Origin of the sequence: Labrys okinawensis (genome assembly GCF_002982075.1) — a bacterium.
Taxonomy (GTDB): Bacteria; Pseudomonadota; Alphaproteobacteria; order Rhizobiales; family Labraceae; genus Labrys; species Labrys okinawensis_A.
The window spans coordinates 646,590-670,195 of record NZ_PUEJ01000005.1; the positions used below are offsets into that span (position 1 = coordinate 646,590).

A 23,606-nucleotide genomic window follows, 5' to 3' on the forward strand; every position below is an offset into this window, starting at 1 on the left:
CCGAGCTGAAGAAGACTTGAGAAATCAGCGTAAATCGTCATACTTGGAGCCCATGGGAGCTATGGAAAGCAAAAATTCTCTACGAATTATTCGTGAGCAGCTAGGACTGCAGCTCAGCGATGTTGCTGATTTTGCATCGATTTCACTTCCGCGCCTTGAGAACTTCGAGTCGGGTCAAATTAGGCCATCCCGAAAGCAAATGGAACGCCTAGCAGACACATATGGTGTCCCTGTTTACGCTCTATACTCGGATAAATTGCCCCCGACGAGCCCATTACCGGTAGATTTTCGCAAATCAGATCCAAGACCCGCAGCCTTGTCTCCTAAGGGTTTGCAAGTCTTTTTCGCATCCGAAAAGATTGCAAAATTCACCAAACAACTAGCTAAAGTTGTTGGCTACAAACCTCTTGACCTCGCGGTATCCGCCAGGAAGGCGAACTCGTCGAATAGACGAGCCTCCGAATTGCGCGCCGCGTTCGATGAATGGTTCGCGAAAAGGAGTACCTCGCTTAAGCTCTCAGGGAGCAATGAACAGCAATTCATGGGCGCCTTAAGGTTATTTTTTGAAATTCAAGGTGGTGTACTACAGATTAACGACGCGCCACCCTCAGATTATTTAGGATTCTACACATACAAAGAGGAAAAATTTCCTACAATATTTGTAAATAGAAGCATATCCTCAAAGAAGGCGCAACTATTCACGTTGGCGCACGAATATTGCCATGCTCTCATGGATCTGGAGGGAGTCTCTAATCCATTTAATGCACGCAATAAAATCGAGCGGAACTGCAACATCTTTGCTGCGGAATTCTTGGCGCCAATTGAAAATTTTACAAGGACAGTTGAGTCACTTCCTGCCGGTGTCCGTCGAGATGCAGCATCACTAATCGAGGCAACATCCCGCGCTACATTACTCAGCAAGCATGCGGCAGCGATTCGCCTTGTGGAGACCGAGTATCTAGTTCAGCAGCAACTTGTAACGTGGCGTCGGATTTTCACGAGAAACCCGAAAGAAGAAAAAGAAGAAGAGAAGCTGGTTTCTCCGCGCGCAGGCGGCGGTGCTCCGCATGCGAAAAGATTGAGCGAAATTGGGCAGCTACCGGTTTACCTCGCGTGCAAGGCAATGGAGGCGAAGTTTATTGACTCGTATGATGTCGAAGTCGGCTTGGGCCTGTCAGCCAACCTTCAAGAGAAAGCGTTTTCTCTTGTAACAAAACGATTCAAGGCGGCGTTATCCTGATGGCGCTTCCAAAAGTACGAGGTTGGATTATTGATTATAGAACAGCCAGCATAATTTATGGCTCTCAGAGTAATCAGCGCATCGATCATTGTACGGATCTTTGTACGGCTAACCAACTGTATATATCTCATATTGAAGAAACTATTTTTAAAAGAGATCCGCCGTTACGTGCGGCCTTTATACACCCAAATTCACGAGTTATAGAGCCAGATGAGGCGCTATTTGATCTATGTTCCGACATCTCGAATAGACCAAACGGAAAAACTATACTCGAAGGTAATCAAATAGCCATCTTTTTGACGGCAGCCGCATCTGTGCGGAGGTTGGGAGTTATTTCAGATCACAAGAGTGATACTTTTTGTACCGTGCACGATCTGTGTGGATATTATGGACTTCCAGTATATACATCTGACGAGTACTTCAACGAAGTTTAGTTTTGAAGTGTGCTTGGTTCGCTGGAACGGCCCGTCATGCTCCGAGCTTTCCTTCTGCGCATTGCGCTATTGCACCGATCCACACCACCATAGCCGCCGCTCTTCGCGCGCGGCGGCCCCAGCTTTCCAGGGGCGCGCTAGGTCTTCGCGGACAAGCTGCATGCCGGCGTTGACACCCGACGAGCTGCCGATACGCAGGGCGCCCAGCGTGCGGCCGTATATATCCTTGTGCCCGTCGCGCTCCACATAGACGACCTTGCCCCTGATCAGTTGGGCCAGCCTCTCTTTGGCCTTCAGGCCTTGCTGCAGCCCCTCCGCGCAATCGGGATGGAATACCTCGGGCGCGTCGATGTCCCGCAGCCGCACTCGTTCCGCGCAGCCTCGGCCAGGCTTCTTGCAGGGCAGGGCAACCGTATCGCCGTCGAGGACGATGATGCGGTTACCGTCGACGGCCTCATAGGTGGCGGCGCCGGCTTGTGGGGCGACCAGGAGGAAGGCAAAGGCGATACGCAGAACTGATTTCATTCCTTCCTCATACCATCAGCCGCCGGCCGGTTTCGATATCGGCACCCATCGACCGCGAACCTTGTGCAGACCTTTGCGTGCCATGTAGGCGGCCCGCTCCTCGTCGTTCCAGGCCTTGCGGTTGAACCAGTCGCCCCCGAAGCGATCCTTGAAACGTTCGGCGTGTTCTTTCTCGGCAAAGCAGAAGACGACGTAGTGCACGGCATCCCGGCTGACCGAGTGCCCCCGTGGGCAAAGGCTCAAGCCTTCGTCCCGGCAAAAGCCATGGACCACGTTATAATTTCTGCCTCCGCAGGTTTCCTGAGGGATGCGAATCTGGTGGGGCCAGCCGTAGTCTATTCCCGACGATGTTAGCTCGTTTCGCCTCATGCTATTCGCGTCCCGGCCGGAGGGTCATGCCTTCGTAGAAATCGACTCGCTTTGAATGCCAGCTTTCTTGCCCATCGACGTTCTGTGCCTTGGCAAGCGAGCCGGTCACCGGCCTGAGATTGCATCTGCTGCACTTGCAGCGATTGAATACCTCCCACAGGGTCATGTCTCGAAATCCCCGTCGGATGTTGAAGGGTGCCAGCGGAACGCGACCGATGTGTTGGCAGCTTTTCCGCTTGCATGTGAATTCGAGGTGGGTCCAACCCCAGTCCAGGGCCTGGTCCACTGTCTGAGGTGGCTTGTCGAGTGCCATATCACTCGTCCGGTTTGTACGGGATTGGCACCTCGGCGCGCGTCAGGAAATCCTCCCAGCGCCCGCGGGAATATCCCCGAGAGATATCCCGCGCGAGCTGCGCAATCTCTTCGTCTCGTTTTTCAAGCTCGGTCTGGCAATGATGCAATGCCACCAGCAGGACGCGCACGGCCGCTCTCGCATCACCTTCACAGGCTGCGATTATATCGTCCACACTGGTTTCGAGATCATCGGCCGCCGGCTCCTGGGCCGGCTGGGTCATTCTCTGACGATGTGCAGTTCGGGGCCGCGCTTCGGCGTCGTCGGCTGGGCATCCCGCTCCGCCAAATAGGCCTCAGGATCCATACCGGTATCGTGCAGGAATGTCAGCTCTTCTGTGGTGAGCCCATCATCGTCATCGGGCTCGCCGTTCTCCTCGGCTTGGCGCGCCCTTAGCCTCGCTCGAGCTGTGAAGTGTGCCTCTCGCCGCTCCCGGTCATGAACAAGGGGCGGCTGCCCCAGCTTTTCGCGGGCATCGTCCAACATGAGACGGGTCGCATCCAACTCGTCATCCATCTCGATCGCTCGCTCGATTAAGAGCTGCAGGGCGACTGTCGGATCGCCGTCACCAAGAAGGATCCAGTCCCGCAGAATTTCCTGACGGGTGCGATTGATATCGAAGAGGTCCAGGCGATCCGTCCGCCCAAAATCAAAGCCCTCCATTACGGCCTCCATTCAGGGATCATCATGACCGAAACGCTACGCTCGCTTTTTTCGCGAGTCGAGTCTTTTGTTCTCATTTCGTTCACGGTATAGGGAAGGGGTTGCGCGCGGTCCGTTGGCGCAGCATGCTCGCCGCAAATGAGGGACCAGCGATGTGCAATCTGTTCAACCAGCAGATGACCCAGGAAGAGCTTCGCCAGCTCGGTCCGGTCGTTCGAGACACCGTCAACTGGCCGGACGCCGTCGACGTCTATCCAGACTATCCGTCGCCGATCATTCGTGACGGAGCCGATGGCGTCCGCGAGCTCGTAGTGGCGCGCTGGGGAATGCCGACGCCTCCGAAGTTCCTGGAGGGCAAGAAGACCGATCCTGGCGTTACCAACATCCGTAACGTTGCCTCGCCTCACTGGCGCCGGTGGCTGGGCCCGGAAAACCGTTGCCTGGTGCCGTTCACTGCCTTCTCCGAATACTCGGACAGCGAGAAGAACGAGAAGGGCGGCAAGGCGCTGAAGTGGTTCGCGCTCAACGACAATAAACCCCTAGCCGTCTTTGCCGGCATCTGGACGAACTGGACGTCGGTTCGGAAGGTAAAGGAGGGTGAGGTAACAGCCGATGTCTTCGGCTTCCTGACGACCGCGCCGAACGCGGTTGTGAAGCCCCATCACGACAAGGCGATGCCCGTGATCCTGACGACCGCCGAAGAGCGCGATGTCTGGATGCGAGCGCCCTGGTCTGAAGCGAAGGCGCTCCAGCGGCCGTTGCCAGACGATCAGCTTGTGGTGGTGCCTCGGCCGGCGAATGCGAGTGTGGGATAGACAATGAGGCTCACCTCTCTAGGTCTGTCCGCCGCCCAGTCCCCTTCGCCAGCTTCTTGGTAGCCTTTATTGGGTCTCCCCACCACTCCAGCGCACGCCATTCCTCCGGCACCGGCAGCGTGTTGATGGCCTCGATTAGCGGCTTCTGCGGCACGTTTGTATAATGCCGGCTCATGTCATCGACGGCGTGTCCCAGGATCTGGTCTTTGATATGCGGGTGAACGCCGTTTACCACCAACTGCGTCGAGACGGTATGGCGCGCCGTATATGGCGAGATGCCTGGCACCTTGGATCGCCTACGGGCGCCAAGGATGGCTGACTTCATCTGGCCGCCGCCCTCGTCCTTCTCCTCGTATGGAAGGCCGCGTTGCGTCCTGAAAACACGACCGCCGCGACTCACTAGCGCCTCCAGCAGCGGCACCAGAAATTCATGCATCGGCACTCCGCGCGGCTCTCCTGTCTTTGTGTGCGACAACGATATCCAGCGCCCAGGCACGTTAACGTCCGATGCCTCCAGCATGAACGCCTCGATCGGACGCATACCGGTGTAGAACAAGAACGTCATGAGCATGCCGGCGGCCGGAGACATTGCCTCCACGAACTTGGCGGCTTGGTCGTAGGTGGTTGGCTTGCTGCCCGCCCTGGTGGACTGCGCGCGGATAACCCGGGTGCCCTTGGGCTTGCGTGGTCGCAACCACTTGCGGGCAGGCACCCACTGATTGACGGCGGCATAACCCCATACGACGATGAAAGGTGTGAAAAGCTGCCTGTTCACAGTCTCTGGGCTGCAGCTCGGATAGAGTGATCGTCCTGCGGCTTCAAGGTCGAACTGCCGGATAGATGACAAGTCCCGCTTGCCGAAGTGCTTGGATATCCGGTCGACGAATCTCAGAGAGCCACCACGCTCGCCGTACGCCTTGGCGGCATCTGCGAAGGTGCGCGGTCCTTCCAGCAAGGAATTGACTATTTCAGCCTCCCGGTTGCGGAGGTACCGTCTGGCCAGCTTCTTATCCCGCAGTCTTGTGGTCTCGTAGATGGCTCGGCTCTCTTTGCCGGCGCCCACGGTGCCGCGGATGTACCAAACGTCAGAGCCTTTGCGCTGGATAAGCTTGAGGGGCATTAGCCGGCTCCCTGCGGGCAATATTCCGTCAACCCTGAATAAGGTCTTCGCGACGCAACTTCGCCAAGGCGCGCCGCTGGAAGCAGAATAACTAATATATAAAACAATGGAGTCGCAAGCTCGATAATCGCATAGAAAATGCGATTATCGCATAAACATATTTCGTGATCGAGCAACACGATTCATGATGCTCATCAACACGTTTTATGATGCTGCGATTTCATAATTGCATCGTAGATTCTTTTTTAGAATTATTACTTTCATTTTTTCGAGGTGAGCATGTCCGATGAAAGCAAACTCGCACCCCGCCTCCTGACTCGCAGGCAGGCGGCGGCATACTGCGGCGCGTCGATTCCTACGTTCAACAAGTGGGTGCTGGCCGGCGTTCTGCCGCAGTCTGTGTCAATCACAAACCGATGGGTCGTCTCGCGCTCGACGCTGAGCTGAACAAGTGCAGTGGCATTGGCGACAATAGCCCGAAGGAAAGCGCCTTCGATAGGTGGGAGCGCGAGGAAGCTGAGCGGCGGACTGCCCGGCCTCAGTTGCGGACGGCGGCCAGCCGTTAGACTGGCCGCTGCGCTCTTATTTGAAGTTTAGGCGCTCAAACGCCTCGTCGAGCTGACGAACCTGATCGTGCAATTCGGCAAGGCGCTCGCGCCGCCCAGCCTTCTTGGCCCGGTCGACCGCCTGGATCTCAAGGAAAGTCGCACGAAGGGCGCGCTCAATCTGCTTGCGAACGATATTGGTGGACATGGTTATTCTCCAACGCAAAGCACCGTATACCCGGTGCGGGCTGTCTCGTTGCGTTGGCGCGCTTGCCAGTGGTTCCAGACAGAGAACCCGGTCAGTGGCTGCAGAGGGCGCGTGCCTCTTTTCGAGAAATGCTTGCGGGCAAGAATTTTGTCAAGTGTTCTTCCGCAAACGCACACCAGGCCCTTCGCCGTTTTCGTCGACGAAGATTACACCAGCCGTTTCGAGGGCGCCCCGGATAGCGGCGAGGTTGTTAGGCATGGGCGTGCGCTTGCCCAGCTCGAAGTTAGCAAGTGTCGCTGGCGCCACCTTCGATGCAGCGCTTAATTGAGCCTGTGACCATCCAAGAAGGCCTCTGGCTGCTCTGCACTGGCTAGGCAAGAGTGACATATTTTATATAACCTTGTAAAAATATGGTTGACGGCACATTTCTAGTCACGTTATATAAATCATATAACATGCGTTGGCAACAAGAGGTGCTCCAATGACCGAACACAAGGTTAACGAATCCACCGACCAGCCGATCGCCGGCCTTCCTACCGACGGCACGGCGCCCGTCACCTGGGCCGAACTCGCTAAGGTCTTCCTGTATCTGAATGTCATGTGGGACGACGAAAAAAAGCCCAGCCGGTTGTTCGGACAGCTCTCGCAGGCCTGTCAGGAGATCGCGGAAGGCAAGTGACCCCAGGCCACGTAGCTCAAGGGATAGAGCGCCAGCCTTCTAAGCTGTAGATCCCGGTTCGATTCCGGGCGTGGCTGCCACCATCATGGCGCAAACAAGCACCATCGCTCGTTATGAACAAAAGTATGAAGCAGGGCAGGGGATATTCAAATTCCTAAGGCTTATCAGCATCTTAGGGAAGGAGAATGGCTCCGCGAGCAGGACTCGAACCTGCGACCCAGCGATTAACAGTCGCTTGCTCTACCGGCTGAGCTATCGCGGAACAGAGGGTGTCCCCCGGTGGAGCGGGTGTATAGCTCCAAGAATCTGACTTGCCAAGGCCTATCCTGCCCTCATTGCATCTTCTTTTCGGATTAATATCTAAGGGTAAGAGAACACAACCGGATCAAAGGTCCGCTTTTGACCGCCTGGAGGGCTTTTTGGCACCCAATGAACAGATCAATCGTCCGAAGGTGAAACTCGGTGGGCGACATTTTCATCTGCCGGCCTCGCGAGGCATGCGAGTGATTCTGGGCGGCTTGCTGGTGATCGGCGGTTTTCTGGGGTTCCTGCCGATTCTGGGCTTCTGGATGATTCCGCTCGGCCTGCTGATTCTATCGATCGATATCGCGCTGGTTCGCCGTCACCGCCGCAAGCTCGCAGTGTGGTGGGGGCGCCGGCGCCAGGCACGTCCTGCGGATGATCGCTGATCCCGCCGCCCTTCAGGCGTTGCCAGCCACAACGCGCATTTCCTCGACGGCAACCAGGTGATCGACGGTCCGCTGGAGTTCCTTCAGCGCCACCAGCCGATCCCGGCGGGGAACCTGATCGAGATCGTCATTGCCCTCGACGGCACAGGCGCGGCCAAGGAAATCGGCCAGTTTGATCTGGCCAAGGAAGAGCTCAAAGGCAAACACTTCCAGATAGAGGGCATAGGGTTGATCCGGAGCCGCATGACAGGGGCAGATCTTGATTTCCAGCTCGCTCGCCTCGAGCAAGTCCAGATCGTTCTGTGTCGGCATGGCGGGTTTGCCACGGTTGCGCCTCAACCATTCCCTCTGGCGGTCGACTTCATTGGGAGCACGATCCCGGCCGAGCGGAAAATAGCTGTCATTGGCATCTGTCATGCACCGCGATCCCCAAACTCACCACGCCGCTCGAATCGAAAGGCGGCCGGCTGGAAGGCCGACGGTGGAAAACAATGGACCGGCTTGCGTTAACAGTCCCTCACCCCACGCCGTTCAAACAGCCTCTCTTCTCCATGACCCATAGCGGGTTACCAGGCGTGACGCCAAGCCCGAATGGCGGTATCATGCTGCACCAAGAAGAGCCTGGCTATCACGCACCGGTCACGGCCATGGTCTCCTGATAATAAAAAAGGGAGGTATCCAATGGTGGACGACTTCAGCACGCTGCAGCAAAAAGCGCAGACGCTGCAGGTCGAGATCGAGAGCCTGTATGCATTGCTGGGCGCAATGGCGCGGGCGCTCGAAGAAACCGACCAGGATTTCAAGCAACGCGTGGCCCGATCGGCGGGAGCCGCCATTCGAGCTCAGATGGTCGACGACGATGCGCAAGTGATGCGGAACCACTGCCTCCATTTCATCGCAAGCACGCTGAAAGTGCCGCTATATTGCGTCATTCGATGACGATAGGGGTCTTTCAGCACTCCTCCGGTTCGGCATAGCGAAAGCGTCAGCGCCCTCATCAAGACGATAGCTATCATGACGGTGACGACGGATCGCCGTTGCGGCGCCGGCGGGCTGTATGGCCGGTTCGCTCGGGCCGAGATCCCGATTGCTTCAGCCGGGAAGGGGCTCGACGTCTTTTCACCGCTCTTTCGGTCTGGCGCAGCCGAGGCCCGGCCGGTCGAATTATCCGAGGCATCATACTCGGGCTAGGTCGTCTTGAGAGCGGCCCAAATCGCCATGTGGTGGCGCGACGGCCTGGGAATAGCGTGCCCGAGATTCCTTGAATTCTCGATCCATGCCCGAATTGCGTCCCGCGCCTTGGCGACTGCCCCCTCGGGAGTTTCGCCACCGCTCATGCAGCCGGGAAGATCGGGGACGATGGCCGCAAAACCGCCCCCATCCGCAACAGACCGTGGCTCGACCAGAATTGGGTATTCCAGATCGTCCATGTTCGCCCCCTAAGCGAGCACACCATACCGCCCGTGAGCGTCATTTGGATGTCAGTGAGCGTGGCGTGGCTGGCAACCGCCTCGCTGTCGTGAAGACCCGCCGCGAATAGAGCCTGTCATCGAGGGGTAAGCCTGATAGCCAAATTGCCGGACGTCCGGGCGGGCCTTAGGTTCCGGACGCTCACAAGCGGCCCGGTTGTTCGAGCAGGGAGGTCTGGAAGGCGATCCTGCAAATCCGCCCTTCCGGGCCTCCTGTTTCCTCGGCAGCTCACGGCGAGGGACCCGGACCCTGTCCGAATTGCTCGCATGACCAACCACCCCAGCCGTTCCCGACTTTCTCAATTGGCGGAAGGCAAAATCGAACAACGCACATATATGTGCCGCCGCTGTCGGCAGCGGCTTTGCAGGGGTAGAAGCGATATGTCGATGCATCAGGAAAAGTGGAGGCCACGCCCGGAATCGAACCGGGGTGCAAGGATTTGCAGTCCTCTGCGTAACCACTCCGCCACGTGGCCATCCATTGTCGCGCTGTGCAGGACAAAGCGGAGGCAGGCGCTATAACAAGCAAGCCGGACGGGTTCAACCGGTTTTCTCAGCCGAGGCGATATTTCCGTGAATGCGGATTGCCGGCTGCAAAACTGAAGCCTCCGGCCCGGCTGCAAGGCCAGCCTTCTTGCCTTTTTCGAGGCCATGCCGCAAACAACGCTGTGACAAACAGAGATATCGAGTGATGACCGACTTCGTCCAAGCGCGCCGCACCATGGTGGATTGCCAGATTCGCACCAATGACGTGACCGAGGCGCGTGTCGTGGATGCCTTCCTTACCGTGCCCCGCGAGACCTTCGTGCCGGCCGCCAAGCAGCCCCTGGCCTATCTCGACGCCGATCTGGCGGTAGGCGGCGAGGCGGGCCAGCGCTATCTCATTCAACCGATGTATCTGGCCAAGCTCGTCCAGGCCGCTGGTATCAAATCCACCGACACGGTGCTCGATATTGGTGCGGCCACCGGCTATTCGTCCGCGATTCTGGCCGAACTCGCTGAGAAGGTGGTGGCGCTGGAGAGCGATGAAGGGCTTGCGGCTTCGGCAAAGACCGCGTTGGCGTCCTACCCCAATGTGACGGTGGTGAACGGCCCGCTCGAGCAGGGCGCGGCCGGTTCGGGACCCTACGACGTGATCCTGATCGAAGGTGCCGTCGAAGAAATTCCCCAGGCTTTGTTCGCCTCCCTCAAGGAGGGCGGCCGCCTTGTCGCTGTCGTCGGTCGCGGCCGGCCCGGACGTGCCACCGTCTTCGTCAAGGTCGGGCCAGATCACACCGGTCGCATCGCCTTCGACGCCTCCGTGCCAGCCCTGGCCGCCTTCGCCAAGGCTCCCGCCTTTTCATTCTGACCAGCAAAACAGCATGTTAGGAGAAAATTAACCATTAATTAACCGAACCCGGGGTTCACTGTCTCTTTTTTGCTTCAACCTCGGATTTATCACTCGGCAGCCGAAATCAGTTGTTGGTGAAAGCTGCCTGACAGGCTATTTTTTTGAAAAATATGGCGGTTTGTCCGCTTCTTTTAATTTGGGTCGGGTCGAGTCATGAAAACTGTAAGCGTATTTTCCTTATTGACTGCAAGTGCTTCGCTTGTTTTCTTCATGGGCGGAGCGCAGGCTCAATCGTTGCAGTCGGCCCTTGCCCAAGCCTACGCAGCCAACCCAACCCTGAATGCCCAGCGAGCCGGCACCCGCGCCAATGACGAAACCGTTTCGCAGGCGCTCAGCGGCTACAGGCCCAACATTTCCGCCTCTGCCAGCATCAGCGCCGAACGGGATTTCACCAAGTCGCTGCAGGGGAGGCGGTCCAACGACACGCGATTTCCGCGCGGCGCCGACATCACGGTGACGCAGAATCTGTTCAACGGCTTTCAAACTGCGAATTCCGTGCGCGCCGCCGAGTCGGGCGTGCTCAGCCAGCGCGAGACGCTGCGCGACACCGAACAGTCGGTCCTGCTCAACGCCGTGACCGCCTATATGAACGTCCTGCGCGATGCCGCGCTGCTCAACCTGCAGAAAAACAACGTCGAGGTTCTCGAGGAGCAGCTTAAGCAGACCAAGGATCGCTTCAACGTCGGCGAGGTGACGCGCACCGACGTCGAGCAGGCCAATTCCAGCTTGGCGAGTGCGCAGTCTCAACGGGTGGCCGCCGACGCCCAGCTCAAATCGTCGGTCGCCGTCTATCGGCAGATCATCGGCTCGCAGCCCAAGAAGCTGCAGCCGGTCAAGCTGCCGCGTTTCCTGCCCAAGAACCAGAACGCCGCGATCCAGGCCGGACTTGCCAACCATCCCGGCATCACGGCCGCGCTCCACGCGGTCGACCAGGCCGCCATGCAGGTGAAGGTCGCCGAGGGGGCGCTCTATCCCACCCTGAACGCCCAGGGCTCTTTCTCGCATAATTACGAACCGTCAGGCGCGAAGATGGCCACCTCGGCCTCGATCGGTGCCTTCCTCTCCGTGCCGATCTATTCGGGCGGCGGCGACTATTCCAAGATCCGCCAGGCCAAGGAACTGCTCGGGCAGGCGCGCATCCAGGTCGACGTCAACCGCGAATTGGTGCGCTCCAACGTCATCCAGGCCTGGGGCTCGCTGGACGGCGCCCGCGGCGAAATTCAGGCTTTCCAGGCAGCCGTCAATGCGCAGGGCGTGGCACTCGCCGGCGTGCGCGAGGAAGCCAAGGTCGGCCAGCGCACCACCTTCGACGTCTTGCAGCAGCAGCAATTGCTGCTGCAGGCGCGTGCCAGCCTGATCCAGGCGCAGCGCGACCAGATCGTGGCTGCCTATACCGTGCTGTCGACCATCGGCAAGCTCAACGCCACGGCACTCGGCCTGAAGGTTGCCCGCTACGATCCCACCACGCATTACAACCAGGTCCGCGACAAGTGGATCGGCACCGACATTCCGGACGGGCGCTAAGACGCGCCTACCCACAGGAAGATGACGCCAACGCCCTCCGCATCCTTGCGATCGGAGGGCGTTCTTGCTTGAAGTGCCGGCGAGGCCTTTCGTGCTCGGGTGGAATCATCGAGAATCGCCAAGAGGGGCTGGCCAACGAACTGGCGTAACGCGCCATTCGAAGACATTGCACTTTGTTCCAGTGCGCCATGGGGGCACGGCGCGCTCGATGCGGAAGGAGTAGCCCGATGTCGTCACCTACGCGGGCAGATCCGCCTCGTACCCTCAAGGAGCCCTCGATGGACGAGATTCTCACCTCCATTCGCCGTATCATCTCGGACGATCCGCCGGCGAAGCCCGGACGCCGCTCCACAGCAGAGACCTCTTCGCTGGCGGACCTGCCTGGTCCGGCGGTCTCCCCTCGCGAAGAGCCGGTTTCGTCTCCCATGCCGGCCGGTCCAGAGCGGAGCACTACCGGTTTGCTCTCGGCGGAGTCTCATTCCGAGGCGGCGTCCGCCTTCGCCTCCCTCAATCACACGGTGTTTTCCAAGAACGCACGAACGATCGAAGACGTCGTGCAAGACATGCTGAAACCCATGCTGCAGACTTGGCTCGATGCCCATCTGCCATCGCTGGTCGAGCGCCTGGTCCGCCAGGAAATCGAACGCATCTCCGGGCGGTCGTGACGGGCTAAGGCCCTGTGTCACAAACCGTCAGGCATTTTGATTTCTTTCCTCATTCACGAAGCCCTAAATCCCTCCCGTCTAGAGTTTGTCTCGAATCGATGAGGGATAGGGCGTATGTGCGGCATTGTCGGTATTCTGGGTAAGGAGGCGGTTGCGTTACCCCTGGTGGACGCGCTGCGGCGCTTGGAGTATCGCGGCTATGATTCCGCCGGCATCGCCACGCTGGAAGAGGGCACCATCACGCGCCGCCGGGCCGAAGGCAAACTGCGCAATCTCGAAAGCAAGCTCGACCGCGCCCCGCTCGCAGGCCTGATCGGCATCGGCCACACGCGGTGGGCGACGCACGGCCGGCCGACCGAAGAAAACGCCCACCCGCATGCCACCGCGCGAGTCGCTGTGGTCCATAACGGCATCATCGAGAATTTTCGCGAATTGCGCGAGGAATTGAGCGCCGAAGGCGCGCGCTTCCAGAGCGAGACCGACACCGAGGTCGTGGCCCACTTGGTCACCCGCGAGCTCGAGCGCGGCCTGCCGCCGATCGAAGCGGTGCATGCCAGCCTCAGGCGCCTGCGCGGCGCCTTCTCGCTGGGCTTTCTCTTTACCGGCCAGGATGACCTCATCATCGGCGCGCGCCTGGGTTCGCCGCTGGCGATCGGTTACGGCGAGGGCGAAATGTTCCTCGGATCGGATGCCATCGCTCTGGCTCCGTTCACCAACACCATCGCCTATCTCGAGGATGGCGACAGCGTTGCCCTGACGCGCGGCTCGGCGACCATCTTCGATGCGGCCTTCAAGCGCGTTCACCGCCCGATTCAGAAATCGCAGGCGTCCGCCACCATCGTCGACAAGGGTAATCACCGGCATTTCATGGCCAAGGAGATCCATGAACAACCCGAAGTGGTTTCCCACACCCTGGCCTCTTTCGTCGACATGGTCGGCGAGACGATCCGACTGCCCGAGAATCTGCCCTTCGATTGGAAAGAACTAGGCCGTATCACCATATCGGCCTGCGGCACGGCCTCCTTCGCCGGCATGATCGCCAAATACTGGTTCGAGCGGTATGCGCGGCTTCCGGTCGAAGTCGATATCGCCTCCGAGTTCCGCTACCGCGAAGCGCCCCTCGACAAGGGAGGGCTGTCGATCTTCGTGTCTCAATCGGGTGAGACGGCCGATACGCTCGCCGCCTTGCGCTATTGCAAGGAACAGGGGCAGCACACACTCGCCATCGTCAATGTGCCGACTTCGACCATCGCTCGCGAGGCGTCGGTGATGGTGCGCACCCTGGCAGGCCCCGAGATCGGCGTCGCCTCCACAAAGGCCTTCACCTGCCAGCTTGCAGCCCTGGCGGGCCTCGCCATCGGCGCCGGCAAGGCGCGTGGTGTCCTGTCAGCCGAGGAAGAAGGCGAACTCGTGCACGCGCTGATCGAGGCGCCGCGCCTGATGTCCGAGGCACTGCGGCTGGAACACGAGATCGAGACCTTTTCCAGGGATCTCGCCAAGGCCAAGGACGTGCTCTATCTCGGCCGCGGCACCAGCTTCCCCCTTTCGCTGGAAGGCGCCTTAAAACTCAAGGAAATCAGCTACATACACGCGGAAGGTTATGCAGCAGGCGAACTCAAGCACGGCCCGATCGCCCTGATCGACGAGACCATGCCGGTGGTGGTGATCGCGCCTTTCGACGCGATCTTCGAAAAGACGGTTTCGAACATGCAGGAAGTCGCCGCGCGGGGAGGCCGCATCATCCTGATGACCGATGAAGCCGGAGCGGCAGCGGCTGCGATGACGACGCTGAAGACGATCATCCTGCCGTCGATGCCCACGATCCTGACGCCGCTGGTCTATTCCATTCCGATCCAGCTTCTCGCCTATCACACCGCTGTGATCATCGGCACCGACGTCGACCAGCCGCGCAATCTGGCCAAGAGCGTCACCGTCGAGTAGGAATACTGACGGGTATTGCCCGATTGGACCAATTGCACAAATTTGCATCGACAGGCGGTGACAAGGGCGTGCTAGAAGCGTGACATGGTACGAGATGCGCCTCCCCACACGGTAATGCCTGCTGGCCCGCCTCAGCGGATCAGCAGATTTGGCGGCCTGCACAGCTATTTTCTCACCGGCCTTGTGGTCACCGGGCCGGTGGCGATCACGATCTACCTGATCTGGACCTTCATTCAGTGGGTTGATGGCTGGGTCAAACCGTTCATTCCCGCGCGCTACCTGCCTGAGACCTATCTTCCATTTCAGATCCCGGGCTTCGGCCTGGTCGTGGCGATCATCGGCCTTACCCTGATCGGTTTCTTCACCGCCAATCTGGTCGGCCGCACTTTGGTGCGTCTGGGTGAGAAACTGCTCGACCGTACGCCGGTGGTGCGCGGCATCTACAAGGCTCTCAAGCAGGTGTTCTCGACGATCTTCTCGCAATCCGGCACCTCGTTCCGCAAAGTGGGATTGGTCGAGTTTCCCCAGGGGGCCTGGTCGATCGTCTTCATTTCGGCAGAGCCGAGCCCGGTGGTCGAGGCGAGGCTGCCCGGCGGCAACGGCGAAGCCTGGGTTTCGGTGTTCATGCCCTGCGCGCCCAACCCGACCACAGGATTTTTCTTCCTGCTGCCGAAGGCAAAGGTGATCGAACTGCCGATCAGCGTCGAGCAGGCCACCAAGCTGGTGATCTCGGCCGGCCTGATCCAGCCCGAGACGTTGACGGTCTCCGAGGAATTGCGGCCAAGCTGAGCTCGCCGATGGCGCCCTTGCTTCAGGCCTCGATCAGGGCGTTGTTCCAGGCCGTGTCGAGCATGGCCGCAAGGTGCTCCTGGGCACAGGCCGCGATATCGGCCTCGTCGCTGACACGCTGCCCGTTGCGCTGGAAATGGAGCGCGTCCCCTGCGGCCTTTGCCTTGAGGTGATCGAGCAGTTCGGCCCGGGTTCGCGTGCCGTCCATCACCGGCAGGACATGCTGGGCCACCACGCCGAGATCGAAATTCTCGTGGCGCCTGTTCACCGTGCGTGTTCGGCCGCTGGCGGCATCCATGCGTGCCAGGGTGGTTGCCTTCGGCCGGTCGGCGTCGGCAGCACCGATTGCGACCGCCTCGGTCGAAACAATTGTCAGCCCAGAAAGAACTCCTTGGAGGAGGGCACCGCGAAGCTCACTTCTCTCCTGCGGCGTGAGCGTCTTCTGGTCGGCCGCCTCGATATCGGCAACCAGCTGCCGATAGTTCGAGGTCGCAGGACGCCTCGCGGCGATCAGCTGGTAGCCCTTGCGCACGACCTCAGCCCGCGTACGGATCTGCCGGCCCGAGCGGTTTTCGAAGCAGTAGGGCATGTCAGGCTCGCTCGAGGGAACCTGCGTGATATCTGCGATGAGATGCAGATCCTCGATCCGCTCCGCATCGATGTTGCGCTTGGTCGCCGCTGCCCGGGCGGGCGGGATCAGCAGCGTCTGCCGGAAGGTGCGTCCGGTCAGCACGTCGATATAGTTCTCGGTCTCGAGCAGGGTATTGCCGCCCAGCATCCTCAGGGCCTTCGCCGCTTCGGCGCCGAAGTTCTCGGGCACCATCATGTGAACATCACTCTCGCCGAGATAGGCGAGCTGATGCTGTCCGGCCGCATACATGAAGTCGTGGAACGAGCAGGGCGCATTTTCGAGCTCCAGGAACTCATGTGCGAGATAATCGTCGGAGACCTTCTGCAGCTGCCCAACCCCTTCCTTGACCGCAGCGCCATAGGGTCCCGGCGGTGTATGCTCGGCCAGGAAGCCCATGAACTCCCGCGCTTTGGCGATGCGCTCGCGCTGATTGGCGGCCTTGCCCACATGCGCCATCAGGGCATCGCGCAGGATCTGCTTGGGCCGCCAGCCGGGCAATACGTTGAAGCTGACATAGGCGATGCCCTGGAATTCGAGAAATTTCGAGCAGATTTCCAGGATGGCGTGGCGCACCGGTTCGGGCACCCAGGAATAGACGCCATGGCAGAGGATGAAATCGAAGCGATGGCCAGGATCCGCGAAGAATGTGATGTCCTGCTGGCGCAATTCGATGTTGGTCAGGCCGATCGCCTCGATGCGCCTGCGCCCATCGGCGATCTGGATGCCGGAAAGATCGATCCCGAGAAAGCGCCCCTCGGGATAGGCGGCGGCCAGCGGAATGAGGTTGCCGCCGCTGGCGCAGCCGATTTCGAGCACGCGCATCTTGTCGAGCGAGGGCATTTCGAGGGCCGAACAGCCTGGCGATGGCGGCGAGCCTCGCCGGATGGGTCTGGGGAAAGGCATGGGAAACATAGGGTATCTCGTCATAGCTCGCCTGGGTCCTGGCCTGGGCTTCGGCGAAGTTGGCCGGACGGGCATCGGATGTCATGACGATATTCCCCGGTTGAGGCTGGCATGACCTGAGAATACACACCGGCTTCCCTTACGCTACCCCGATCGCAGCAGGCGCACAGCTTCATCGCGCTCGAACAGATAGAGCAGGGTTCGCAGAGCCGCACCGCGCGGCGAGACGAGTTCCGGATCGCGCGCCAGCACCAGCCTGGCATCGTCATTGGCGGGAGCGAGAAGATGGCGATGGCTGTCGAGGTCGGCCACCCGGAAACCCGGCATGCCGGACTGGCGCGTCCCGAGCACGTCGCCTTCGCCGCGCAGTTTCAGATCCTCCTCGGCGATGCGGAAGCCGTCCTCCGTCTCGCGCATGATCTCGAGCCGCTTGCGGGAAATCTCGCCGAGCGGGCCCTTGTAGAGCAGGAGGCAGGTCGATTTGTCCGAACCGCGCCCGATGCGCCCGCGCAGCTGATGCAACTGGGCGAGGCCGAAGCGTTCGGCATGCTCCACCACCATCACGGTGGCCTCCGGCACGTTGACGCCGACCTCGATCACGGTGGTCGACACCAGGACGCGCAAATCGCCGGCCACGAAGCGGGCCATCACCTCGTCCTTGGCCGCGCCTTTCATCTGGCCATGCAGCAGGCCGACCTTGTCCCCAAAGAGCGAAGCAAGGTGGGCGAAGCGATCTTCGGCGGCCGCGACATCCAACGTCTCGGATTCAGCGATGAGCGGACAGACCCAATAAGCCCGCGCGCCGGTCTGCAACAGGCGCCCCAGCCCGCTCACCACCTCGTCGAGCCTTTCGAGCGAGATCAGGCGGGTGTCGACCGGCTTGCGCCCCGCCGGCTTCTCGCGAAGCTGGGAGGAGTCCATGTCGCCGAAATAGGTCAGCACCAAGCTGCGGGGGATTGGCGTGGCCGTCATCACCAGGACGTCGATGCCGGCATTCTTGCGGCTCAGGGCCAGGCGCTGATGCACGCCGAAGCGATGCTGCTCATCGACGATGGCAAGGCCGAGATCGCGAAACTCGACATCCTCCTGGAACAGGGCATGGGTGCCGACCACGATATCGATGCTGCCGTCCTTCAATGCGGCCTGCATGCGTGCTCGCTCGCGCGCCTTGTCCCGCCCGGTGATCAGGCCGATGCGCAAACCGCCGGCCTCGGCAAGCGGCTGGATGGTGGCCAGATGCTGGCGGGCCAGGATTTCGGTCGGCGCCATCAATGCCGCCTGCCGGCCGCCTTCCACCATGGTCGCCATGGCGAGCAGGGCCACCACCGTCTTGCCCGAACCGACATCGCCCTGCAGCAGCCGCAGCATCCGGGTCGGGGCCGCCATGTCGGCCCGGATGTCGGCCAATGCCGTGACCTGGCTCGCCGTGAGCTTGAAGGGCAGGGCGGCCTCGATCCGGGCCGAAATCACACCCGTTCCGGTGACGGCGAGGCCGGGCAGGGCCTTGTTTTGGGCACGCACCATGGCGAGGGCGAGCTGCGAAGCCAGGAGCTCGTCATAAGCGAGCCTCAATCGGGGCGCCGAGTCCGGCGCAATCACCTGCGGTGTCTCCGGCGCATGCAGGGCGGCCAGCGCCTCGCGGAACCCTGGCCAGCGCTGGGCCTTGAGCCACGCCGTATCCTGCCACTCGGCAAGTTCGGGGGTGCGCGCCAAAGCCTCCTGGGCAGCCTTCTGGATCTGGCGCGGATAGAGCCCCTCCGTCAGCGGGTAGACCGGCTCGACCAAGGGCAGCGATTTGAGCCCTTCCTCATCGACGATGCGGTCGGGATGCACCATCTGGCGCATGCCGTCGAACAGCTCGATCTTGCCGCTCAGCCAGCGCCTTTCGCCGACGGGCAGGGCATGTTCGATCCAGCTCGTCTGCGCGGCAAAGAAGACGAGGGTGAGATCACCCGTGTCGTCATGGACATAGACGCGATAGGGGCCTTTGCCACCGCTGGGGCGATGGCGCTCCACGACGATCTCGACCATCACCAATTCGCCGATCGGCGCATCGATCAGTTTAGGACGGCGACGGCGGTCGAGGACGCTCGCCGGCAGGTGAAACAGGGCGTCGACCACCCGTGCGCCCATCGGCTCCGCCCCGCCGAGAAGGCGGGTGAGCAGCTTCACCAGCTTCGGCCCGATCCCTGGCAGGGACGAGACGGAAGCGAATAAGGGGGTCAGAATCGCCGGACGCATGAAAGCCTCGCCCGTTGTTTTGGCCGGACAGCACGCGGGAGGCAAGCTTTGGCGCCCCGAAAGAGTGGATGGCTGTGACGACCGCAGGGCTGTTTCTTCGCTCCCTCAACGCTTAAAGAGGCGTGTGCTCCAAGACCCTTTTGGTGACGATCGCATGGGTGTGTTCGACATCCCTGGCGGCATAGATCAGGGTGGCGGCCTTGTCGCCGATCAGGCGCCGGAGCGCGACGACAGCCTCCTCGTTGCGCGCGAGCTCGCTTTCGTAGCGAGCCTGAAACTCCTGCCATTTGGCCGGATCGTGACCGAACCATTGCCGCAGCGCCGGGCTCGGCGCCACATCCTTGGCCCAGACGTCGATATGCGCCTCTTGCCTGGACAGGCCCCGAGGCCACAGGAGATCGACCAGAACGCGCAGGCCGTCGGTGGAACCGGGCGGATCATAGGCGCGTTTCAATCCGATCGTCATGGCGGGTCCCGTCGCCTTCCATTCTCATCTTCGGGGATTTGACCGCACGGATGATATTTCGATCTTCCATGGTTTTCACGCGGCCCCTTACTCTCTATACAGCGTGCCAACAGGATCGAGAACATGTCCGGAACGATACGCACTTCTGAGGAACTTGACCCGCGTCGCAGACGGATCGTCTACCGGGCCTGGCATCGCGGTTTTCGCGAGATGGACCTCATCATGGGCAGCTTCTGCGATGCCGTCATCGTCGAGCTGTCGGAACAAGAGGTCGCCGATTTCGAGACCCTCATCGATGCTCCCGATCACGAGCTCTACGCCTGGATCAGGAGTGCGGAGCCGGTGCCGGCCGAATTCGATACGCCCGTGTTCCGGCGGCTGCGCGATTACCATTTCACCATGAAGCCGATGTTTGCATGAAAGCCGCCGATCGACTCGCCGAAGTTCTGAATCGCCCCGGCGGACAACTCTTTTTCTCCAATTGCGCCGATGGCCAGGATGGCCTCGTCCTGGCCGACCTGGCACGCAAGCTGGTTGCTCAGGCCCGCGAGCGGCCGGCCGCCCTCCTGCATGTTGCGCGCGACGGCACACGCTCCGCTACCTTGGAAGCGGCCCTCCAGTTCTACGCGCCCGATATCGACGTGATCAGTTTTCCGGCATGGGACTGCCAGCCCTATGACAGGGTTTCCCCCAATGCCACCGTCGTCGCCCGGCGCATGACCGCGCTGTCGCGGCTGGCGACCACGAGGGGCGGGGACAGGCCCCGCATCGTGCTCACCACCGTCAATGCCGTGCTGCAGCGCGTGCCGTCCCGCGATCTCATCGCCGCCCAGTCGCTTTCGGCGGCTCCGGGCAACGCGGTCAACATGGACCGGCTGTCGGCGTGGCTGGAGCACAATGGCTATCTGCGCTCCTCGACGGTGCGGGAGACCGGCGAATATGCGGTGCGCGGCGGCATCCTCGATCTCTACCCGCCTGGCCTTGCCATTCCGGTGCGTCTCGACTTCTTCGGCGACACGCTGGAATCCATTCGCAGCTTCGACGTCGAGACACAGCGCTCCCAGACCCAGTTGCGCATGCTCGACCTCGTGCCGATGAGCGAAGTCCAGCTTACCACCGAGACGATCAAGCGCTTCCGCCAGGCCTATCTTGCTGAATTCGGCGCCCAGACACGCGGCGACCCGCTCTATGAGGCGATCTCCGAAGGCCGGCGCTATGTCGGCCTCGAACATTGGCTGCCGCTATTCCACGCCAAGCTCGACACGCTGTTCGACTATCTGCCCGAGGTCCCCGTCGCGCTCGATGCACTGGCCGAGGATGCGGCCGGCGAAAGACTGGCGCAGATCAAGGACTATTACGACGCCCGCCGCGACGTGCTGGGCAAGCCCGGCGAGAACGTGCCCTATAAGCCGCTGCCGCCGGATCGCCTCTACATCGCGCCCGAGGAATGGCGCCGCAGGCTCGACGAGGCGGCCCTGGCCCGTCTGACGCCTTTCGCGTCGCCTCCGGCGCCCGGCCGCGAAATCGTCGATTGCGGCGGCCGGCAGGGCCATAATTTCGCAGCCGAACGCGCTGCCGAGGACGCCAACGTCTTCGACGCCGTCGTCCGCCACATTCGTGCCCTGCAGGCCAATGGCCAACGAGTCATCGTGGCGGGCTGGACCGACGGCTCGCGCGAAAGGCTCGGCGCAGTGCTTGCCGATCACGGCCTTACCCAAGCCAAGCCGGTTCCCGACTTCGCCCGTGCCCTGGCCTTGCCGAAAAGCGAGATCGCCCTCGGCGTATTGCCGCTGGAGACAGGCTTCGAGACTGCCGACCTGGCCATCATCTCCGAGCAGGACGTTCTCGGCGACCGTCTGGTGCGCCGCACGTCCAAGCGCAAGCGTGCCCAGAATTTCCTGACCGAGATCGGCACGCTCTCGCCCGGCGACATCGTCGTGCATGTCGAGCACGGCATCGGGCGCTTCGTCGGCCTGCAGACGGTGACCGCCGTGGGCGCGCCGCATGACTGCCTCGAAATCCACTATGCGGGCGGCGACAAGCTGTTCCTGCCGGTGGAGAACCTGGAGCTGCTGTCCCGCTACGGCTCGGAAGACGCCGAAGCCCAGCTCGACAAGCTTGGCGGCCGCGGCTGGCAGGAACGCAAGGCGCGCATGAAGAAGCGCATCCGCGAAATGGCGGGTGAGCTGATCAAGATCGCCGCCGCACGCGCACTGCGCGAGGCGCCGAAGCTGATCCCCGCGCAAGGCATCTATGACGAGTTCGCCGCGCGCTTCCCCTATAGCGAGACCGAGGACCAGCAATTCGCCATCGACTCGGTGCTCGAGGATCTCGCTTCCGGCCGTCCGATGGATCGCCTGGTCTGCGGCGACGTCGGCTTCGGCAAGACGGAAGTGGCCCTGCGCGCCGCCTTTGCTTGCGCGATGACGGGCAGGCAGGTTGCCGTCGTGGTGCCCACCACGCTGCTCGCGCGCCAGCACGCCAAGACCTTCGCCGACCGCTTCAAGGGACTTCCCGTCAAGGTCGCGCAGCTCTCCCGCTTCGTGCCGGCGGACGAGGCCCGCAAGACCAAGGCAGGCCTGGTCTCCGGCGATGTCGATATCGTGGTCGGCACCCATGCCCTGCTGGCCAAGACCATCGCCTTCCGCGATCTCGGCCTGCTCATCATCGACGAGGAACAGCATTTCGGCGTGGCCCACAAGGAGCGCCTCAAGCAGCTGCGCTCCGAGGTGCATGTGCTCACCCTCTCGGCGACGCCGATCCCGCGCACCTTGCAGCTCGCCCTCACGGGCGTGCGCGAATTGTCGATCATCGCCACGCCGCCCGTCGACCGCCTGGCGGTGCGCACCTTCGTCACGCCATTCGATCCGGTGGTGCTGCGCGAGGCGCTGATGCGCGAGCGCTACCGAGGCGGCCAGAGTTTCTTCGTGGTGCCGCGCATCGAGGACATCGCGGACGCCAAGGCCTTCCTCGACGAATATGCGCCGGAGGCCAAGGTCGCCATCGGCCACGGCCAGATGGCTGCCGGCCAGCTGGAAGACGTGATGACGGCCTTCTATGAAGGCAAATACGACATCCTGCTTTCGACGACGATCGTCGAATCCGGCCTCGACATTCCTACCGCCAACACGTTGATCGTCTGGCGGGCCGATATGTTCGGCCTCGCTCAGCTCTACCAGCTGCGCGGGCGTGTCGGACGTTCGAAGACAAGGGCCTATGCCCTGTTCACCCTGCCGGCCAACCGCACGATCACGCCGGGCGCCGAGCGCCGGCTCAAGGTGCTGCAGTCGCTGGACACGCTGGGCGCGGGCTTCCAGCTCGCCTCGCACGATCTCGACATTCGCGGCGCCGGCAACCTGCTCGGCGACGAACAGTCCGGCCATATCAAAGAAGTCGGCTACGAGCTCTACCAGCAGATGCTGGAAGAGGCGGTCGCCGCTCTCAAGGAGGGCGGCGTCGAAACCGAGGTCGAGGAACAATGGTCGCCGCAGATCACCATCGGCACGCCGGTGATGATCCCCGAGGATTATGTGCCGGACCTGACGCTTCGCCTCAGCCTCTATCGCCGCCTGTCGTCGCTGGATACCGATGCCGAGATCGATGCTTTCGGTGCCGAGCTGACCGATCGTTTCGGCGAGCGGCCCGCCGAAGTCGACCAGCTTCTCAAGCTGATGTCGATCAAGGCCCTGTGCCGGCGTGCCAATGTCGAGAAGGTCGATGCCGGGCCGAAGGGCGTGGTGGTCTCCTTCCGCGACAATGCCTTCGCCAATCCGGACGGACTGGTTCGCTACATTGCCGAGCAGGGCTCTTTCGCCAAGGTCCGCCCCGACATGCGCATCGTGTTCCAGCGCGATTTCGACAAGCCCGACGATCGGCTCAAGGGCACGGCCGTCATTCTCAAGAATCTCGCTCGCATCGCCGAGACGAAGAAAGCCGCCTGATCGGACA

At 61.2% G+C, this 23,606-nt stretch carries 24 protein-coding genes and 3 tRNA genes; 13 read left to right on the forward strand and 14 right to left on the reverse strand.

Features of this window, described 5'->3' with window-relative positions:
• Positions 1-61 precede the first annotated feature (61 nt).
• The gene (locus tag C5L14_RS16740) at positions 62-1,240 is read left to right on the forward strand and encodes a helix-turn-helix domain-containing protein (RefSeq protein WP_181161203.1); all 1,179 of its coding nucleotides are present in this window, start codon (positions 62-64) and stop codon (positions 1,238-1,240) included.
• Positions 1,241-1,740: 500 nt separating this feature from the next.
• Here C5L14_RS16740 and C5L14_RS16745 read toward each other — a convergent pair whose 3' ends face one another.
• The 4 genes from C5L14_RS16745 to C5L14_RS16760 all read right to left on the reverse strand — a co-directional run bounded on the left by C5L14_RS16745 (position 1,741) and on the right by C5L14_RS16760 (position 3,583).
• Complete coding sequence (locus C5L14_RS16745) at positions 1,741-2,199, reverse strand: thermonuclease family protein (RefSeq protein WP_105863156.1); 459 nt, start codon at positions 2,197-2,199, stop codon at positions 1,741-1,743.
• A 15-nt stretch (positions 2,200-2,214) separates the two neighbouring features.
• A complete protein-coding gene (locus C5L14_RS16750) occupies positions 2,215-2,400 on the reverse strand; it encodes a hypothetical protein (protein ID WP_105863157.1) in 186 nt (61 codons plus the stop codon).
• A 482-nt stretch (positions 2,401-2,882) separates the two neighbouring features.
• Positions 2,883-3,143: a hypothetical protein gene (locus C5L14_RS16755; RefSeq protein WP_105863158.1), complete on the reverse strand. Its 261-nt coding sequence runs from the start codon at positions 3,141-3,143 to the stop codon at positions 2,883-2,885.
• Positions 3,140-3,583: a hypothetical protein gene (locus C5L14_RS16760; RefSeq protein WP_146126935.1), complete on the reverse strand. Its 444-nt coding sequence runs from the start codon at positions 3,581-3,583 to the stop codon at positions 3,140-3,142. The genes C5L14_RS16755 and C5L14_RS16760 overlap by 4 nt, the downstream gene beginning before the upstream one ends.
• A gap of 152 nt (positions 3,584-3,735) precedes the next feature.
• Here C5L14_RS16760 and C5L14_RS16765 point away from each other — a divergent pair, with 152 nt between their 5' ends.
• Positions 3,736-4,398 (forward strand): SOS response-associated peptidase, encoded by a 663-nt coding sequence (locus tag C5L14_RS16765; RefSeq protein WP_105863160.1) that lies wholly within the window; start codon positions 3,736-3,738, stop codon positions 4,396-4,398.
• Between the two features lie 10 nt (positions 4,399-4,408).
• Here C5L14_RS16765 and C5L14_RS16770 read toward each other — a convergent pair whose 3' ends face one another.
• The 3 genes from C5L14_RS16770 to C5L14_RS16775 form a co-directional block, all read right to left on the reverse strand.
• The gene (locus C5L14_RS16770) at positions 4,409-5,518 is read right to left on the reverse strand and encodes a tyrosine-type recombinase/integrase (protein WP_105863161.1); all 1,110 of its coding nucleotides are present in this window, start codon (positions 5,516-5,518) and stop codon (positions 4,409-4,411) included.
• 582 nt (positions 5,519-6,100) lie between these two features.
• Positions 6,101-6,271 (reverse strand): hypothetical protein, encoded by a 171-nt coding sequence (locus C5L14_RS30385; RefSeq protein ID WP_181161204.1) that lies wholly within the window; start codon positions 6,269-6,271, stop codon positions 6,101-6,103.
• A gap of 150 nt (positions 6,272-6,421) precedes the next feature.
• On the reverse strand, positions 6,422-6,658 hold the full coding sequence (locus tag C5L14_RS16775) for a helix-turn-helix domain-containing protein (protein WP_105863162.1): 237 nt from the start codon (positions 6,656-6,658) through the stop codon (positions 6,422-6,424).
• A 94-nt stretch (positions 6,659-6,752) separates the two neighbouring features.
• On the opposite strand from C5L14_RS16775, the gene C5L14_RS16780 reads away from it, so the two are divergent.
• Positions 6,753-6,950 carry a hypothetical protein gene (locus C5L14_RS16780; RefSeq protein ID WP_105863163.1) on the forward strand — a complete coding sequence of 66 codons (198 nt, stop codon included), beginning with the start codon at positions 6,753-6,755 and terminating at the stop codon, positions 6,948-6,950.
• A gap of 5 nt (positions 6,951-6,955) precedes the next feature.
• Positions 6,956-7,030: transfer RNA gene (locus tag C5L14_RS16785), tRNA-Arg, on the forward strand.
• A gap of 106 nt (positions 7,031-7,136) precedes the next feature.
• On the opposite strand, the gene C5L14_RS16790 is transcribed toward C5L14_RS16785, so the two are convergent.
• Positions 7,137-7,212, reverse strand: a tRNA-Asn gene (locus C5L14_RS16790).
• A 157-nt stretch (positions 7,213-7,369) separates the two neighbouring features.
• On the opposite strand from C5L14_RS16790, the gene C5L14_RS16795 reads away from it, so the two are divergent.
• The gene (locus C5L14_RS16795) at positions 7,370-7,639 is read left to right on the forward strand and encodes a hypothetical protein (protein ID WP_105863164.1); all 270 of its coding nucleotides are present in this window, start codon (positions 7,370-7,372) and stop codon (positions 7,637-7,639) included.
• A 12-nt stretch (positions 7,640-7,651) separates the two neighbouring features.
• Here the strand turns inward: C5L14_RS16795 and C5L14_RS16800 are convergent, their stop codons facing one another.
• Complete coding sequence (locus C5L14_RS16800; protein ID WP_105863165.1) at positions 7,652-8,056, reverse strand: hypothetical protein; 405 nt, start codon at positions 8,054-8,056, stop codon at positions 7,652-7,654.
• A 264-nt stretch (positions 8,057-8,320) separates the two neighbouring features.
• On the opposite strand from C5L14_RS16800, the gene C5L14_RS16805 reads away from it, so the two are divergent.
• Entirely contained in the window at positions 8,321-8,578 is a 258-nt protein-coding gene (locus C5L14_RS16805) for a hypothetical protein (RefSeq protein ID WP_105863166.1), read from the forward strand.
• 248 nt (positions 8,579-8,826) lie between these two features.
• On the opposite strand, the gene C5L14_RS16810 is transcribed toward C5L14_RS16805, so the two are convergent.
• Positions 8,827-9,069, reverse strand: coding sequence for a type II toxin-antitoxin system HicB family antitoxin (locus C5L14_RS16810; RefSeq protein WP_105863167.1), 243 nt, complete (start codon positions 9,067-9,069; stop codon positions 8,827-8,829).
• Positions 9,070-9,510: 441 nt separating this feature from the next.
• Positions 9,511-9,584: transfer RNA gene (locus tag C5L14_RS16815), tRNA-Cys, on the reverse strand.
• A 215-nt stretch (positions 9,585-9,799) separates the two neighbouring features.
• Between C5L14_RS16815 and C5L14_RS16820 the strand changes: the two genes are divergently transcribed.
• The 5 genes from C5L14_RS16820 to C5L14_RS16840 all read left to right on the forward strand — a co-directional run bounded on the left by C5L14_RS16820 (position 9,800) and on the right by C5L14_RS16840 (position 15,417).
• Positions 9,800-10,456 carry a protein-L-isoaspartate O-methyltransferase family protein gene (locus C5L14_RS16820; RefSeq protein WP_105863168.1) on the forward strand — a complete coding sequence of 219 codons (657 nt, stop codon included), beginning with the start codon at positions 9,800-9,802 and terminating at the stop codon, positions 10,454-10,456.
• Positions 10,457-10,732: 276 nt separating this feature from the next.
• Complete coding sequence (locus C5L14_RS16825) at positions 10,733-12,022, forward strand: TolC family outer membrane protein (RefSeq protein ID WP_245197075.1); 1,290 nt, start codon at positions 10,733-10,735, stop codon at positions 12,020-12,022.
• Between the two features lie 278 nt (positions 12,023-12,300).
• Positions 12,301-12,687 (forward strand): PopZ family protein, encoded by a 387-nt coding sequence (locus C5L14_RS16830; protein ID WP_105863170.1) that lies wholly within the window; start codon positions 12,301-12,303, stop codon positions 12,685-12,687.
• Positions 12,688-12,801: 114 nt separating this feature from the next.
• Complete coding sequence (gene glmS, locus C5L14_RS16835) at positions 12,802-14,628, forward strand: glutamine--fructose-6-phosphate transaminase (isomerizing) (protein ID WP_105863171.1); 1,827 nt, start codon at positions 12,802-12,804, stop codon at positions 14,626-14,628.
• Between the two features lie 84 nt (positions 14,629-14,712).
• Positions 14,713-15,417: a DUF502 domain-containing protein gene (locus C5L14_RS16840; RefSeq protein ID WP_105863172.1), complete on the forward strand. Its 705-nt coding sequence runs from the start codon at positions 14,713-14,715 to the stop codon at positions 15,415-15,417.
• A gap of 22 nt (positions 15,418-15,439) precedes the next feature.
• On the opposite strand, the gene C5L14_RS16845 is transcribed toward C5L14_RS16840, so the two are convergent.
• The 3 genes from C5L14_RS16845 to C5L14_RS16855 form a co-directional block, all read right to left on the reverse strand.
• Positions 15,440-16,960 (reverse strand): methyltransferase regulatory domain-containing protein, encoded by a 1,521-nt coding sequence (locus tag C5L14_RS16845; protein ID WP_181161205.1) that lies wholly within the window; start codon positions 16,958-16,960, stop codon positions 15,440-15,442.
• A 135-nt stretch (positions 16,961-17,095) separates the two neighbouring features.
• Positions 17,096-19,192 carry an ATP-dependent DNA helicase RecG gene (gene recG / locus C5L14_RS16850; RefSeq protein WP_105863174.1) on the reverse strand — a complete coding sequence of 699 codons (2,097 nt, stop codon included), beginning with the start codon at positions 19,190-19,192 and terminating at the stop codon, positions 17,096-17,098.
• 112 nt (positions 19,193-19,304) lie between these two features.
• Entirely contained in the window at positions 19,305-19,658 is a 354-nt protein-coding gene (locus C5L14_RS16855) for a DUF488 domain-containing protein (RefSeq protein WP_105863175.1), read from the reverse strand.
• Between the two features lie 123 nt (positions 19,659-19,781).
• Here C5L14_RS16855 and C5L14_RS16860 point away from each other — a divergent pair, with 123 nt between their 5' ends.
• The gene (locus C5L14_RS16860; RefSeq protein WP_105863176.1) at positions 19,782-20,078 is read left to right on the forward strand and encodes a succinate dehydrogenase assembly factor 2; all 297 of its coding nucleotides are present in this window, start codon (positions 19,782-19,784) and stop codon (positions 20,076-20,078) included.
• Complete coding sequence (gene mfd / locus C5L14_RS16865) at positions 20,075-23,599, forward strand: transcription-repair coupling factor (protein WP_105863177.1); 3,525 nt, start codon at positions 20,075-20,077, stop codon at positions 23,597-23,599. Before C5L14_RS16860 ends, mfd begins: the two co-directional genes overlap by 4 nt.
• Positions 23,600-23,606: the final 7 nt, after the last annotated feature.